Source organism: Priestia sp. KCTC 13724 (assembly GCF_056820425.1).
Window position 1 is genome coordinate 16,656 of sequence record NZ_JBXDLD010000040.1, and the last position, 15,132, is coordinate 31,787.

The following is a 15,132-nucleotide window of genomic DNA, read 5'->3' on the forward strand; positions in this document are numbered from 1 at the left end:
AAACCTTTAAAATGAATCATGGTTATGCTATACTAAAAACAAGTTAATAATTTGGTTGGAGAATCGGAGAGACCACGAATCCATATGTTATACATATGCGATTTGTGGTCTCTTTTTTTAGATAACTGTAAAAAAATGAAAAAAGAAAAGGGGAATGACAAATGTTTTCAAGCAAAACGCGTGTAAATAAATTAGAAGAAATGACAACTCAAAAATATGATTTACTTGTTATTGGTGGAGGTATTACAGGATCAGGAATTGCTTTAGATGCAGCAAATCGCGGAATGAAAACAGCATTAGTTGAGATGCAAGACTTTGCATCTGGAACATCAAGTCGTTCGACAAAGCTCGTGCACGGTGGTCTGCGTTATTTAAAACAGTTTGAAGTTAAAATGGTTGCGGAAGTTGGGAAAGAGCGTGCAATTGTGTATGAGAATGGTCCGCACGTAACAACACCAGAGTGGATGCTACTACCGTTTCATACAGGAGGTACGTTCGGAAAGTACTCAACATCTGTAGGACTACGCGTATATGATTATCTAGCAGGTGTTAAACGCTCTGAGCGCCGTAAAATGTTCAGTGCTGAAGAAACATTAAAGCGTGAGCCTCTTGTAAAGTCACAGGACTTAAAAGGTGGCGGCTATTATGTTGAATACAAGACAGATGATGCACGACTAACAATTGAAGTAGCGAAAGAAGCAGCAAGTCGCGGTGCAGATTTAGTGAACTACACAAAAGTAGAGGAATTTATTTACGACAACGGAACGGTTATTGGCGCAGTTGTTGTTGATCAAATCACGAAAAAATCGTACAAAATTCATGCGAAAAAAATTGTTAACGCAGCTGGTCCTTGGGTTGATTCTCTACGTGAAAAAGACAATTCAAAAAAAGGAAAGCAGTTACAGTTAACAAAAGGCATTCACTTAGTAATTGATCAAAAGCGTTTTCCACTGCAACAAGCTATTTACTTTGATACACCAGATGGGCGTATGGTGTTTGCTATCCCGCGTGATGGTAAAACATACGTTGGAACAACGGATACAGTTTATAAAGAAGATGCAAGACATCCACAAATGACTGTGAAAGATCGTGAATACGTAATTGAAGCAATCAATTACATGTTCCCAACAGTAAACATTACTGTTGATGACGTTGAATCAAGCTGGGCTGGTGTGCGACCATTAATTCATGAAGAAGGAAAAGATCCATCTGAGATTTCACGTAAAGATGAAGTGTGGACATCACATTCAGGTCTAATTACGATTGCTGGAGGTAAGTTAACTGGGTATCGCAAAATGGCAGAGCTTGTGGTAAACACAGTTGCAGAGCAGTTAAAAGCAGAAGGAGCTACGTTTAAGCCAAGTCAAACAAAATATTTACCAATTTCTGGAGGAGATGTGGGTGGTTCTAAAAACTTCCCGAAATTTGTCGAGGAAAAAGTGAAAGTTGGCGTAGAGCTGGGGTTGTCACCTGAAGCAGCTACAAAGCTTGTTAAGCGTTATGGTTCTAACATTGATGTATTATATCGCTACATGACAGACTACAAGGATAAAATGAAGGCAAGTAACTTACCGACAAGCGTATTTTTACAAGTACAGTATGGAATAGAAGAAGAGATGGTGACAAAGCCAATCGATTTATTCATCCGTCGTACAGGCGCGTTATTCTTTGATATTGCTTGGGTTCGTGAGTGGAAAGAAGCCGTTATTAAATACATGGCACAAGAGCTAAGCTGGACGCCTCAGCAAACGTCTGAGTATAGCCAAGAGCTTAACAAACATTTACATGATGCAGTTGTGCCAGTTGATGAAAAAGGTAGCCAAATCGCTGATATTTCATGATACAATAGTACTGTATTTCAAAAATTGTCAATTGCGTAAGAAGTAATAGCAGAAAATTCGATTCTTTCATCGAATTTTTATCATATTGCGTTACAATATTGACAAGGTATGACATGTCATTTTAAAGGGAAAGGCGACATTTGTCGTTTTTCTCTTTTCATACATAAAGGTATTGATGAGGAGGCTTTTTTCATGAACTGGAAGCAAGTATACACATCTTGGATTGAAAATGTACATTTAGATGAAGAGTTAAAGGAAGCGTTAGCAAACATTAAAGCGGATGAGAAACAGCTGGAAGATTGTTTCTATAAAAACTTAGAGTTTGGTACAGGTGGAATGCGTGGCGAAATTGGTCCAGGTACTAACCGTATGAACCTGTATACAATTCGTAAAGCATCAAAAGGATTTGCAGACTACATTGCTGCTGCAGGTGAAGAAGCGAAAACGCAAGGAGTTGTTATCGCTTACGATTCAAGACATAAATCGCCAGAATTTGCGATGGAAGCTGCTAAAACGCTTGCAACTGAAGGGATTAAAACATACGTATTTGATGAGCTTCGCCCAACGCCGGAGCTATCTTTTGCAGTTCGTCAATTAGGTGCTTTTGGTGGGATTGTTATTACAGCGAGTCATAATCCCCCTGAGTACAACGGTTATAAAGTATATGGTCCAGATGGTGGTCAGCTGCCTCCAAAAGAAGCAGATGAGCTTGTAGGATACGTAAATGCTGTTGAAAACGAACTTGAGCTGTCAGTAAAAGAAGAGCGAGAGTTGAAGTCAGCTGGTTTGATTGAAATGGTTGGTGCTTCCATAGATGAAGCGTATAATGAGAAGCTCAAAACCATCTTATTAAATCCTAGCTTAGCACAAGAGATAGGTCCAGAATTAAAAGTGGTCTTTACACCACTTCACGGTACGGCTAATAAACCGGTTCGAAAAGCGTTAGAAACAATCGGTTATACGAACGTAACTGTTATTGCAGAACAAGAGTTACCAGATCCTAATTTCTCAACAGTAAAATCACCGAATCCTGAAGAGAAAGCAGCGTTTGAATATGCTGTGAACAAAGGAAAAGAAATCGATGCAGATTTATTGATTGCTACAGATCCAGATGCCGATCGATTAGGAATTGCTGTGAAGGATTCAAGCGGTGAATATGCATTGCTGACAGGAAACCAAACGGGAGCAATTTTACTTCACTACTTGCTTTCTCAGAAAAAAGAACAAGGTGTGCTTCCTGAAAACGGTGTTGTATTAAAAACAATCGTAACATCAGAAATAGGAGCTGAGATTGCTCGTTCGTTTGGCTTACATGTTGTCGACACGCTAACAGGGTTCAAGTTTATTGGAGAAAAAATCAAGCAATACGAGCAAACAGGGGAATACGAATTCCAATTTGGTTATGAAGAAAGCTATGGTTATTTAATTGGTAGCTTTGCACGTGATAAAGATGCGGTGCAAGCTGCTGTGTTAGCAGTTGAAGTATGCGCGTATTACAAAAAGCAAGGTATGACGCTTTACGAAGCACTTCATCAAATTTTTGAAACATACGGTTTCTATCAAGAAGGATTAAAGTCATTAACGTTAAAAGGAAAAGAAGGATCTGAACAAATTCAACATATTCTTGCGACGTTTAGAAATGAGCCACCAAAAGAGATTGCAGGTCTTAAAGTATCTGTTCTTGAAGACTATACGCTAGGAACTCGTCAGTTTGTTGAAAGTGGAAAAGTAGAAGATATTGAGCTTCCAAAATCAAACGTACTTAAATATGTACTAGAAGATGGTTCATGGTTCTGCTTACGTCCATCTGGTACAGAACCAAAAGTTAAGTTTTATTTTGGTGTCGTAACCAAGGATGAGCAAGCGAGCGCTAACCAGTTAGCTGAGGTTCAAAAAGCCGTTATGAATCAAGTAGAAGAAGTTATTAATCGCGTGAACGCTTAAAAAAAGAGTTTGGGACATAACAAAATGATTGCTTCTAAAAGACGAACACTCGCTGTTTCCATCTCTTTAGTTTGTCTCAACACGTTCGTTCCATTGCGCTACGGCCACTCCAACATTGTTTTCACAATCAACCAAAAAACCTGAACGATTAAAAGTGAGAAACTCTCAATCGTTCAGGTTTATCATTGGCTGAATTACTTATGTCCCAGCCTCTTTTCTATACAGCTTTATTTGAATGAATTCCTTTGTAATAAGGAGAAGCTGTTAAAGCTTTATAAATTCGAGGCGCAATTAACGCCGCTATAATCGTAAAGATAATGTCTTTTACACCAAACCAAAGCATAACTTTCCAAGCTGTTGCGTAGCTCATTGCTGGAGCTTCTAACCAATAGTTAACGGCCATGTACATATACGTTGTTCCAATGATATAGATAATGGCAATACCTGCAAGCGAAGCGCTTATAAATACTGAAAGGTGAGGTTTCCCTTTCCATTCAATAATTTTCCCCACCACATAGGCAGCAACGATATATGATAATAAAAAGCCGCCCGTACTGCCAAATAAAACGCTAGCTCCTGATTTAAACTGAGCAAATACAGGTGCTCCTGCAAGCCCCACAAGGAAGTATACAATCATGGAAATAGCCCCTAAGCGACTTCCTAATAAAATCCCTGCTAGTATTACGAAAAATGGCTGCATAGACAGTGGAACGCCAGCTACCTGTAAGAATGGTGCCCAAGATGTAATATTTGCACCAATAGCCATGAGAGCTGCGAACATCCCTGCTAATGTTAAATCAAGTGTACGAAAACGAAGTTTTCCACTCAAAGTAATCTTCTCCTTCATATGTAAGATAGTCAATGATACTCAAATTGTACGTGTAAATGATTATTTATGTCAACTTATTTTTTATACAGGTTCACAAAAAAGAAAGAAGAGGAAAGCCTCTTCTTTTATCTATAGGTAATGTTACGTTAAGGGATCCACTGCCACAAAATCATTCAGGTTGTGCTCTGAAAGCTCTGAAGCATGGTCAATATAACGCAATAACGAATACAGTTCTTCTTGAATTACTCGATAGTTTCGTTCAAAGTTGTAGGCGTGTAAAAAATGTTCGATTTTCTTTGAAAGAAAATCATCTTGAGTGCGAACCATTAAAATTAACAAGTTATCCCATTGTGATCGATTCGTGTAATATAAAGCACGGTCATAATCAATTGTGTCCATTAACAGTCCTCCTTTTGAGGAGTTGAAATTAGTGTATGACATTTACGAAATTTGTTCCCCTGTAAATGTTGGTCAAAAGACCAATGTATAAATAAAGGTTAGGGAGCCAAAATGAAATTAGAATCGATTATTTTTTCTAAAAGTAAAACACTACCTTCCTAATTTTTTATAAAGAACCTGATTCAAAACACATGATTTGTGTCATTAGGACATAGATTGAATTAAGGGATATAAAGGGGGAGTTGTAGTGAAGGAAGCGGACTATAAACAACTACATCGAGCGATTGACGAAATTACTGAAATTGCAACAGGTTTTGGTTTAGATTTTTATCCAATGAGATATGAAATTTGTCCAGCTGATATTATTTATACATTCGGTGCATATGGCATGCCTACAAGATTTTCTCACTGGAGCTTTGGAAAGCAGTTTTATAAAATGAAGCTCCACTATGACCTTGGTTTAAGCAAAATTTATGAACTGGTTATTAACTCAGATCCTTGCTATGCATTCTTACTTAACTCAAATGCACTGATTCAAAACAAGCTTATTGTAGCCCACGTTTTAGCTCATTGTGATTTCTTTAAAAACAACAGCCGTTTTGCAAACTCGAAGCGAGATATGGTTGAAAGCATGGCTGCAACTGCAGATCGTATTAAAGAATATGAAGTACAATATGGAAAGCGAGAAGTGGAGAAGTTCTTAGATGCCATTCTATCGGTTCAAGAGCATATTGACCCATCCTTAATGAGAGCAAAGCTGTCATGGAGCATGGATGATGTAGAAGAAGAACAGGAAGAGGTGTCATCACCATACGATGATTTATGGAACCTGGATTCACGTGGGAAAAAGAAGAGCCGTCAAGTAGAAACGTTTAAGAAATTTCCACCTCAACCTGAGAAGGATATTCTTTTGTTTATCGAACAATACAGCCCATATTTAGAAGAATGGCAGCGCGATATTTTAACGATGATGAGAGAAGAGATGCTGTATTTTTGGCCACAGCTTGAAACAAAAATTATGAACGAAGGCTGGGCATCCTATTGGCATCAGCGAATCATTCGTGAGATGGACTTAACAAGCGATGAGGCCATTGAGTTTGCAAAGCTAAATGCAGGTGTTGTCCAACCGTCCAGAACAAGCATCAACCCTTATTATTTAGGCTTGAAGATCTTTGAGGATATTGAAGAACGTTATGATAATCCTACTGCTGAAATGCAACGACGTGGCATTCAAAAAGGCTCAGGGCGAGAGAAAATGTTTGAAGTCAGGGAAGTTGAATCTGATATTTCATTCATTCGAAACTACCTAACAAAAGACCTTGTCATGAGAGAGGATATGTACTTATTTCAAAAACAGGGGAAAGATTATAAAATTGTGGATAAAGACTGGACAGAAGTGCGAGATCAGCTTGTTAACATGCGCGTAAATGGTGGTTTTCCATATATTACAGTCACGAATGGTGATTACTTAAAAAATGGAGAGTTATACTTAAAACATTGGTATGAAGGAATTGAACTGGATGTTAAATATCTAGAAAAAGTTGTGCCATACTTGTATCAATTGTGGGGGAGACCAGTGCATCTAGAAACCGTAATGGAAGAAAAGCCAATTGCATTTACGTACGACGGGAAAACGGTGCATCGAAAGCACTTATAATGAAAGGAGAAGCATTCGCTTCTCCTTTTAGCGTATTTACAGTTTAATGAGGATACGACCTTGAGCCTTTCCTTCAAGCAGTGTTGGAAGATGGTTCGGTACATCATTAAGAGAGATTTCTTCTTGAATGAAGTCTTCAAGCTGATAGGGCTTAAAAGTTGTTGCTAGCAGCCTCCATGTCTCGTTTCGAAGGGACATTGGGCAATAGACAGAATCAATACCGAGTAAGTTCACACCACGTAAAATGAATGGGAAAACTGTAGTTGGGACAGCTGTTCCAGCCGTTAAGCCACTAGCTGCAACAGATCCACCGTATTGAAGTTGTGATAGCACGCTTGCGAGCGTTTCACCGCCTACGCTATCGACTGCAGCAGCCCACTTTCCTTTGGCGAGTGCTTTGACCTTTCCGTTGTAAACATCTTCTCTAGTTAAAAGAGTGGTAGCCCCAAGATTGGTTAAATAGGTGGCACTAGAAGATTTTCCAGAGCTCGCAGCAACCTCATAGCCCAGCGTTGATAAAATAGAAACCGCAAAGCTTCCCACACCACCTGTAGCGCCAGTGACTAGGACAGGACCATCTTGTGGTTTCAAGCCCGAATCAATTAGCTTCTTTACAGATAAAGCAGCTGTAAAACCAGCTGTTCCAATTATCATAGCTTCTTTTAAGGTTAATCCATCGGGAAGAGGAACAATCCAGTCGGCAGGAATACGAGCGTATTCACTATAGCCACCGTAATGAGACACTCCAATTTCATAGCTGGTTGCAATCACTTCATCACCGCTTTTAAAGCGAGGGTTATCCGAAGTAACAACCGTACCTGCTAAATCAATTCCTGGTACAAATGGATACGCTTTGACGATATTTCCATTGGGAATGCTAGCTAGGCTATCCTTATAATTGATACCTGAATAGTGAACTTTAATGAGGACATCACCTTGTGGTAAATCATCAAGTGTGAGCGTTTTGATATGAGAATGAACCTGTTCTTCTTCTTTTGTTAATACAAGAGCTTTAAAATTTTGCATGTCCTCTTGTCTCCTTTCATATCATAAATCTTATGTTTATTATAAAAGACAAAAAGTCAAAAGTATAATGTAATGCAGATAATGAAAAAGACTGCGGTTAAGCAGCCTTTTACTGAATCATATTTAAAAAGCGACGAGTTCGCTCTTCTTTAGGTTTTTGGAAGATCTCTTCTGGTGTTCCACGCTCCATAATAACGCCTTGGTCCATAAAGATTACTTCATCTGCCACTTCGCGAGCAAAGCGCATTTCATGTGTAACCACGACCATGGTCATACCTTCTTTTGCTAAATCTTTCATAGCTTTTAGCACATCACCTACAAGCTCAGGGTCTAAAGCAGATGTAGGCTCATCAAATAGCATGACTTTAGGATCCATAGCCATTGCACGCGCGATACCTACACGCTGCTGTTGTCCTCCTGATAATTGAAATGGATAAAAGTTTACTTTGTCTCCTAGACCAACTTTTTGTAGTAGGGAAACAGCGCGCTCTTTTGCCTTTTGTTTTGGAACACCTTTTACAATAACAGGTCCTTCCATGACATTTTCAAGCGCTGTTTTGTGAGGAAACAAATTGTAGCTTTGAAAAACCATTCCCGTTAAGCTGCGAAAAGACGTTATCTTTTGCTTCGGTAAATTTTTCTCAAAGCTGACTTCTTGGTTATCGATGATGATTTTACCATTAGTAGGAAGTTCCAGTAAGTTTAAACAGCGAAGAAACGTTGTTTTTCCGGAACCTGAAGGACCAATTAGAACCACTACTTTACCTTGCTCTATGTTTAAATCAATTCCTCGCAATACGTGTAAATCATCAAATGATTTATGAAGGTTCGTAATGTTAATCACGCTAATAAACTCCTTTTTTAATGAAAAGCCAATGATTGCAGCAATAAATGGATCAATTGTAATGTCTAGCGTTGGCAATCCATAGAAAATAATAAATAATTGCACAAGTAAAGGTGTCCCACGAATAAGTGACACGTATACGCGCGCAATTATAGTAAATATTTTTATAGAAGATAAGCGACCAAGCGCTGTAAGAATAGCTAAAATAAGGCCTAATACAAATGAAATAAGCGTTAGTGGAATGGTATATTGAATAGCTCCCTCTATCATTGGATAGAGGGAGGATTGAGCGATAGAGAGTAAGCGCTCTGCACGCTCAGGGTCAGTAAAGATACTATTTAGGAGAAACATCTTCACCAAACCATTTCTCAGAAATTTTAGCGTATGTGCCGTCTTCTTGCATATCTGCTAAAGCTTTATTTACTTCTTCCACTAACTTACCGCTATCTTTGCGAAACATTAATCCACTTGCTGATGCGTCTTCTGCTTCATCCACAATTTTTACAGGTGCATTTGGACGCTGCTTTTTATAGTCTAAGAATGATAATTTATCATTAATTGTACCGTCTACACGTTTTGAAACGATTAGTTCTGCTGATTGCGTGAATCCTTCAACACCCACTAGCTCAGCTTCATATTTTTTTGCTAAATCAGCATAGTTACTTGTGAGTGATTGTGCTGATTTTTTACCTTTCATGTCTTCAAATGATTTAACATCATTATTGTCTTCACGAACAACCAGCACCGCTGCAGACTCAATGTATGGGTCAGAGAAGTCGTATTTTTCTTCACGGTCTGGGCGAATTCCAACTTGGTTAGCAATCATGTCAAAGCGCTTTGCGTCTAGACCAGCAAACATTCCATCCCACTGTGTTTCTTTAAATTCAGCTTTCACGCCAAGACGTTTTGCAACTTCTTGTGCAATTTCAACGTCAAAGCCTGTTAGCTTATTAGCGTCGTCATGGAACGTAAATGGAGGATACGTACCTTCTGTTCCAATTGTCAGAACGCCATCCTCTTTTACTTTTTCGTATAAATCTTGATCACTTTTACTTGCGTTATTTGTTTCTTTGTCATTTGAGCCACAAGCTGCTAGGACAACTGTGAACGCTAATAAAAGGAATAAAAATGCAACTGATTTTTTCATTTTTTGTTAAACACCCAGTAATTTGATAGGAATTATATTCCTTGATAGCGTAATTGATATTAAATAAGAAGAAGTTAAAAGTCAATAAAAAAACTTCTAATAGATAGTATGGCTTTTCAATGGGTTTATGTACTTTGTAGACCATCAGAAAAAGGGTGAAGACTAAAAAAGGAAGAGGGGGCTTAGCACATTTAAGATGATTAGTTTAAGGGTAAAAAGGAAAGGGAATAAGTAGATAGCCGATGATACTTTAACAAACGTGACGCTCTTCTCTTATCGTTTTTGGGACAATTGTTTTATTTTGATCAGATATTCCTTACTCATACTCGAAACTTGTTATAATAGAGAGAAGAGCATTGAAATTAGGATTTGAAAAGTGGAGATAAGTTTAATGAGAAAACGTGAAGTATGGAAATATATTTTATTGATTGTAACAATTGCGGGACAAGTCATTAGTTTTATCTTTTTAATGGTCAACAGTATAGCTGCTTTGTTATTCTACGGATTTTATATTTTAACATTTGCCATCTTACTGAGCTCATTTCTGTGGGAAGAGCATAGGGAAAAAGAAAAAGAGCTCGAAGATTATTAGCTCAATACATGAGAAAAATGGTCCAGTAGGTTGTAATCACTCACAAATATGTTATACTTCTAAATGAAAAGTGAAAATATTAGAAAAAATCACTAGGGGAGCCTTTATGGCTGAGACGAAAAATTCGGACCCTTTGAACCTGATCTGGTTTGTACCAGCGTAGGGAAGTGGATGAGCCATGTTTACATAATTAATGCATGCCAAACCACTCTACGTTGTAGAGTGGTTTTTTACGTTTATGTCGAAATAAAGGTGAGGATGCTATGGTACCCAAGTTACACGCTGTGTCAACAGGGAAACAGCCTCTTGAACAGCTTTTGAAAATTATCAGAGACATTGAACCATATGTAGGAGCTATCCATATTCGAGAAAAAGAGCGAACGGCACGAGAGTTAGAAGTGCTTATTGGAGACCTGAAAAAAGAAGTTCCGGCTTCAAAGCTAATTGTTAACGATCGAGTAGATGTAGCTTTTGCTGCTCAAGTCAAAGGTGTGCATTTGGCTTATCACAGTCTAAGTGCTCAAGGAGTAAAAGCACATTTTCAGCAATTGATTGTTGGTAAATCTGTACACAGCGTTAAAGAAGCAAAGGAAGCTGAACAATCAGGCGTCGACTATGTCATTTATGGTCATATCTATCCATCGCAATCAAAACTGGGTCAAACACCTCGGGGACTTGAACAGCTGAAACAAGTCGTTGATTCAGTGCAGATACCGGTAATTGCAATCGGGGGAGTTATGCCTTGCAATGTAAGAGAGGTATTGAGTACAGGGGCACATGGCGTCGCTGTCATGGCTGGTGTATTTAAAGATGAAAACCCGTTACAAGCGGCAAAGGAATACGGTGAACAACTACGAAAGTGGAGTGATACATATGGAGGCACATTATGATGCGCTCGTTATTGGTGGTGGAGTTATTGGAGCTTCAACTGCGTATCAGCTTTCTAAAATGGGGTATAAGGTAGCCATTTTGGAAAAAAATCAGATTGGTTGTGAAGCATCGGGAGCAGCTGCTGGAATATTAGGAGCACAAGCTGAAATTGATGAAGAAGGGCCTCTTTTGGAACTAGCCATTCGAAGTAGAGCACTTTTTCCGAATCTGGTAGCTGAATTAAAAGAAAAAACAAATATTGATGTTGAGCTCATTCAAAAAGGCTTGTTAAAAGTAGCAACAACTGAAGCTGAAGCAAACGTGCTACAAGACAAAGCGGAGCGCCACAGACGGTGGGATTCAGACGTTAGGTGGTTATCTCCTGACGCAGCAAGTGAAGCTGAACCGCTCTTAACCCCTGATACATACGGGGCGATTAGCATCCCAAAAGATGGACAGCTGATGCCAGCTAAGCTAACTCATGCTTTGGCACACGGAGCTTTATACCATCAAGCGGCAATTTATGAGAACTGTCATGTCCATCACTTTATATACGATAACAAAAAGGTAGTTGGCGTTCGGACATCAGCGGGCAACTTTTACAGCGACCAAGTGATGGTAAGTGCAGGTGCTTGGACAAAAGAGCTGGTGGCCGCTATTCATCCAAAGCATCTGTTTCCTATTAAAGGTGAGTGTATATCTCTCACGACGAATCAGCCAAGCATTCAAAAGACTATTTTTTTAGATGAAGGATTTTATATTGTTCCAAAAGCAGGAGGAAGAGTAGTGATTGGAGCTACAAAGCGCGCCCATGATTACACGAAGCACGTATCTGCAGAAGCTATTGAATTTCTAATTAGCAAAGCGATTTCTCTCGTTCCATCACTTGCAAATGCATCGTTTGAAAAAGCATGGGCAGGACTTCGTCCGCAAACAGTAGATGGGTGGCCGTATTTAGGACAGCACCCTGAGCTAGATAATGTTTACTTAGCTTGTGGGCACTACCGAAACGGTATTTTACTAAGTGCGATTACAGGGAAAATTATGGCGGAACAAATGATGGGTGAACATCCAAAACATTCCTTTTTTACGGCTTTTCGCTTACAAAGAGAAATGGAGGGAACGTATTGAACTTAATAATTAATGGGAAAAGCGTTGATATAGATTCCTCAATTCAGACGGTTTCTCAACTATTGGAATCAAGAGATTTACACGAGAAAGTGGTTATTGTCGAGTTAAATAAAAAAATTTTACAAAAGCAAGATCATGAAAAAGCGTTGCTATCAGAAGGCGATTTATTAGAGATTGTTTCATTTGTAGGAGGAGGATGAAAGTTATGTTGAAAATAGGAAAATATGAATTTGCATCTCGTTTGCTTTTAGGTACAGGGAAGTTTCCAGATTACACAACGCAGCGTCAAGCAGTGGAAGAATCAGAAACAGAAATTTTAACATTTGCAGTGAGAAGAATGGATATTTTTGATCAGTCTCAGCCTAACTTACTTGAAGCTCTTGATGTTAAAAGATTTACGCTCTTACCAAATACAGCTGGAGCCAAAAATGCTGAAGAAGCTGTTCGGATTGCAAAGTTGGCAAAAGCATCTGGGCTGTGTGATATGGTCAAGGTTGAAGTAATTGGCTGTGATAAAACGCTATTGCCAGACCCAATTGAAACATTAAAAGCAAGTAAAGAATTGCTAAAAGAAGGATTTACAGTGTTAACGTATACGTCTGATGATGTTGTACTTGCTAGAAGACTCGAGGAATTAGGCGTTCATGCTATTATGCCTGGAGCTTCTCCAATTGGATCAGGACAAGGAATTATTAACCCGCTGAACCTGCAGTTTATTATTGAGCAATCTAATGTGCCTGTGATTGTAGATGCGGGTATCGGTACAGCTTCTGATGCTGCCAAAGCAATGGAGTTAGGTGCAGATGGTGTTCTATTAAACACGGCTGTATCAGGTGCAAAAGATCCTGTAAAAATGGCTCGCGCGATGAAGCTTGCAATCGAAGCGGGGCGTGATGCTTACTTAGCTGGTCGCATTCCATTTAAAGAATATGCGGTAGCCAGTAGCCCAACAGAAGGGATGAGCATCGGGTGACAGCGCGCTATTCACGTCAAGAGCTCTTTTCTCCAATAGGTAAAGAAGGACAGAAAAAGTTATCACAAAAGCATGTCTTATTAATTGGAGCAGGTGCGTTAGGGACAGGAAATGCGGAAGCGCTTGTTCGAGCCGGAGTTGGAAAGTTAACAATAATTGACCGAGATTATGTGGAGTGGAGTAATTTGCAACGTCAGCAGCTTTATAGCGAGAGGGATGCAGCTAATCGTATTCCAAAAGCAGTAGCTGCTTCGGAAAGGCTCGTCGAAATTAACGGAGATGTTGATATTGAAGCGCACGTAGCGGACGGGACTTCTCAATTTATTGAACAGCTGTTGGTAAACGTGGATTTAATAATCGATGCTACGGATAACTTTGATACACGGCTTGTGATAAATGACTTATCACAAAAACACCGAATTCCCTGGATTTATGGAGCATGTGTGGGGAGCTATGGAATTAGCTATACGATTGTTCCTGGAGAAACCCCATGCTTAGCATGTTTGCTGGAATCAGTACCTTTAGGTGGAGTTACGTGTGATACGGTAGGGATTATTAGCCCTGCTGTCCAAATGGTTGTTTCACATCAAGTCACGGAGGCACTAAAGATTCTTGTAGAAGATCATGAGGCGCTACGGTCACAGCTAGTATCATTTGACGTTTGGAGAAATGAATACCGTACCATAAATGTTCATGCTCTAAAATCGGATGAATGTTCATCGTGTGGTCAACAGCCAGTTTTTCCTGCGCTTCAATTTGAAAACCAGTTAAAAACAGCGGTACTATGCGGACGTGATACTGTACAAATTCGCCCTGCAAAGGCAACAAAAGCACCTAACATAGTGGAGTTAGAACAGCATTTAAAAGGTAAAGGGTACCGAGTGGACCGAAATCCGTATCTTTTGTCCGTAGCAATTGATGATTATCGCCTTGTTGTGTTTCAAGATGGAAGAATCTTTGTACACGGCACAAAAGATACAGTAGAAGCAAAGAATCTTTATCACCGTTATATCGGGTAAATGACGAAAGGAAGATTTTTATGAGTGTAGCAAAAGCATTGACAATCGCTGGATCTGATAGCGGAGGAGGAGCCGGAATTCAAGCAGACTTAAAAACATTTCAAGAGCGTAAGGTATTTGGAATGTCCGCTATCACAGCAGTAACGGCTCAAAACACTTTAGGTGTTCAAGGTGTGTATCCGTTAACTGAAGAAGCAATTGCCACGCAAATTGATTCAGTTGTTACCGATTTGCGTCCGGATGCTATTAAGACTGGCATGCTTTTTAGCTCTGATATTATTCGTATTGTTGCGGATAAGCTACGTAAGTATGAACTGAAAAATGTAGTAGTGGATCCGGTTATGATTGCAAAAGGGGGACAATCACTACTTCAGCAAGAAGCTATTGCTGCGCTAAATGATGTACTGTTACCATTATCTGAAGTCGTGACGCCTAATATTCCTGAAGCAGAAATTATGACGGGATATGAAATTACAACAATGGAACAGCGCAAAGAAGCAGCCAAAAGTCTTCATAGCCTTGGAGTGAAAAATGTGGTGATAAAAGGGGGACATGACAAATCACAAGAGGAGATGGTTGACTTAGTGTACGACGGTCAGTTCTTTCATGAAATTGTTCATAAGCGTGTAGATACGAAGCATACGCACGGAACAGGTTGTACGTTTGCTGCTTGTATAGCAGCCGAGTTAGCTAAAGGGACAACTCTTCTAGAATCCGTCCAGCTTGCTTCAGATTTTGTTCAAGCTGCGATTAAGGACACGTTACAAATTGGAAGCGGGCATGGACCTACAAACCATTGGGCTTATCGCAAGCTTACGTAAAACAACATGACAGCAAAAAGCAGCATCTCTACTTTTGAG

General features: G+C 39.4%; 15 protein-coding genes, 1 pseudogene and 1 riboswitch. Of the genes and pseudogenes, 10 read left to right on the forward strand and 6 right to left on the reverse strand.

Annotation, left to right across the window (positions count from 1 at the left end):
• Positions 1 to 161: 161 nt before the first annotated feature.
• Both AC1UFB_RS06235 and AC1UFB_RS06240 read left to right on the forward strand, forming a co-directional pair.
• Positions 162 to 1,841, forward strand: a complete 1,680-nt coding sequence (locus tag AC1UFB_RS06235; protein WP_061784702.1) for a glycerol-3-phosphate dehydrogenase/oxidase — start codon at positions 162 to 164, stop codon at positions 1,839 to 1,841.
• 192 nt (positions 1,842 to 2,033) lie between these two features.
• Positions 2,034 to 3,785, forward strand: coding sequence for a phospho-sugar mutase (locus AC1UFB_RS06240; RefSeq protein WP_061784701.1), 1,752 nt, complete (start codon positions 2,034 to 2,036; stop codon positions 3,783 to 3,785).
• A 217-nt stretch (positions 3,786 to 4,002) separates the two neighbouring features.
• Here AC1UFB_RS06240 and AC1UFB_RS06245 read toward each other — a convergent pair whose 3' ends face one another.
• On the reverse strand, positions 4,003 to 4,566 hold the full coding sequence (locus AC1UFB_RS06245; RefSeq protein ID WP_224840310.1) for a biotin transporter BioY: 564 nt from the start codon (positions 4,564 to 4,566) through the stop codon (positions 4,003 to 4,005).
• Between the two features lie 189 nt (positions 4,567 to 4,755).
• Positions 4,756 to 5,013: a YhdB family protein gene (locus tag AC1UFB_RS06250; protein WP_061784700.1), complete on the reverse strand. Its 258-nt coding sequence runs from the start codon at positions 5,011 to 5,013 to the stop codon at positions 4,756 to 4,758.
• A gap of 247 nt (positions 5,014 to 5,260) precedes the next feature.
• Here AC1UFB_RS06250 and AC1UFB_RS06255 point away from each other — a divergent pair, with 247 nt between their 5' ends.
• Entirely contained in the window at positions 5,261 to 6,670 is a 1,410-nt protein-coding gene (locus AC1UFB_RS06255; protein ID WP_119544112.1) for a SpoVR family protein, read from the forward strand.
• A gap of 36 nt (positions 6,671 to 6,706) precedes the next feature.
• On the opposite strand, the gene AC1UFB_RS06260 is transcribed toward AC1UFB_RS06255, so the two are convergent.
• The 4 genes and pseudogenes from AC1UFB_RS06260 to AC1UFB_RS06275 all read right to left on the reverse strand — a co-directional run bounded on the left by AC1UFB_RS06260 (position 6,707) and on the right by AC1UFB_RS06275 (position 9,687).
• Positions 6,707 to 7,696, reverse strand: coding sequence for an acrylyl-CoA reductase family protein (locus AC1UFB_RS06260; protein ID WP_138117384.1), 990 nt, complete (start codon positions 7,694 to 7,696; stop codon positions 6,707 to 6,709).
• 109 nt (positions 7,697 to 7,805) lie between these two features.
• Entirely contained in the window at positions 7,806 to 8,540 is a 735-nt protein-coding gene (locus AC1UFB_RS06265) for an amino acid ABC transporter ATP-binding protein (protein ID WP_025907822.1), read from the reverse strand.
• A 27-nt stretch (positions 8,541 to 8,567) separates the two neighbouring features.
• Positions 8,568 to 8,891, reverse strand: a pseudogene (locus AC1UFB_RS06270) (ABC transporter permease subunit); the annotation flags it as partial.
• Entirely contained in the window at positions 8,875 to 9,687 is an 813-nt protein-coding gene (locus AC1UFB_RS06275) for an amino acid ABC transporter substrate-binding protein (protein ID WP_061784697.1), read from the reverse strand. The gene AC1UFB_RS06275 and the pseudogene AC1UFB_RS06270, both read right to left, overlap by 17 nt.
• A 391-nt stretch (positions 9,688 to 10,078) precedes the next feature.
• On the opposite strand from AC1UFB_RS06275, the gene AC1UFB_RS06280 reads away from it, so the two are divergent.
• The 7 genes from AC1UFB_RS06280 to thiD all read left to right on the forward strand — a co-directional run bounded on the left by AC1UFB_RS06280 (position 10,079) and on the right by thiD (position 15,093).
• The gene (locus tag AC1UFB_RS06280) at positions 10,079 to 10,279 is read left to right on the forward strand and encodes a hypothetical protein (protein ID WP_035319942.1); all 201 of its coding nucleotides are present in this window, start codon (positions 10,079 to 10,081) and stop codon (positions 10,277 to 10,279) included.
• A gap of 84 nt (positions 10,280 to 10,363) precedes the next feature.
• Positions 10,364 to 10,462, forward strand: a riboswitch (TPP riboswitch).
• Positions 10,463 to 10,542: 80 nt separating this feature from the next.
• Positions 10,543 to 11,169 (forward strand): thiazole tautomerase TenI, encoded by a 627-nt coding sequence (gene tenI, locus AC1UFB_RS06285; protein WP_025907819.1) that lies wholly within the window; start codon positions 10,543 to 10,545, stop codon positions 11,167 to 11,169.
• Positions 11,153 to 12,280: a glycine oxidase ThiO gene (gene thiO / locus AC1UFB_RS06290; protein WP_025907818.1), complete on the forward strand. Its 1,128-nt coding sequence runs from the start codon at positions 11,153 to 11,155 to the stop codon at positions 12,278 to 12,280. Before tenI ends, thiO begins: the two co-directional genes overlap by 17 nt.
• Positions 12,277 to 12,480 carry a sulfur carrier protein ThiS gene (gene thiS / locus AC1UFB_RS06295; RefSeq protein ID WP_025907817.1) on the forward strand — a complete coding sequence of 68 codons (204 nt, stop codon included), beginning with the start codon at positions 12,277 to 12,279 and terminating at the stop codon, positions 12,478 to 12,480. Before thiO ends, thiS begins: the two co-directional genes overlap by 4 nt.
• A 5-nt stretch (positions 12,481 to 12,485) precedes the next feature.
• Positions 12,486 to 13,253: a thiazole synthase gene (locus AC1UFB_RS06300; RefSeq protein ID WP_482588775.1), complete on the forward strand. Its 768-nt coding sequence runs from the start codon at positions 12,486 to 12,488 to the stop codon at positions 13,251 to 13,253.
• Positions 13,250 to 14,272, forward strand: a complete 1,023-nt coding sequence (locus tag AC1UFB_RS06305; RefSeq protein ID WP_482588777.1) for a thiazole biosynthesis adenylyltransferase ThiF — start codon at positions 13,250 to 13,252, stop codon at positions 14,270 to 14,272. Before AC1UFB_RS06300 ends, AC1UFB_RS06305 begins: the two co-directional genes overlap by 4 nt.
• 20 nt (positions 14,273 to 14,292) lie before the next feature.
• Positions 14,293 to 15,093, forward strand: a complete 801-nt coding sequence (thiD, locus tag AC1UFB_RS06310) for a bifunctional hydroxymethylpyrimidine kinase/phosphomethylpyrimidine kinase (protein ID WP_482588779.1) — start codon at positions 14,293 to 14,295, stop codon at positions 15,091 to 15,093.
• Positions 15,094 to 15,132 lie beyond the last annotated feature (39 nt).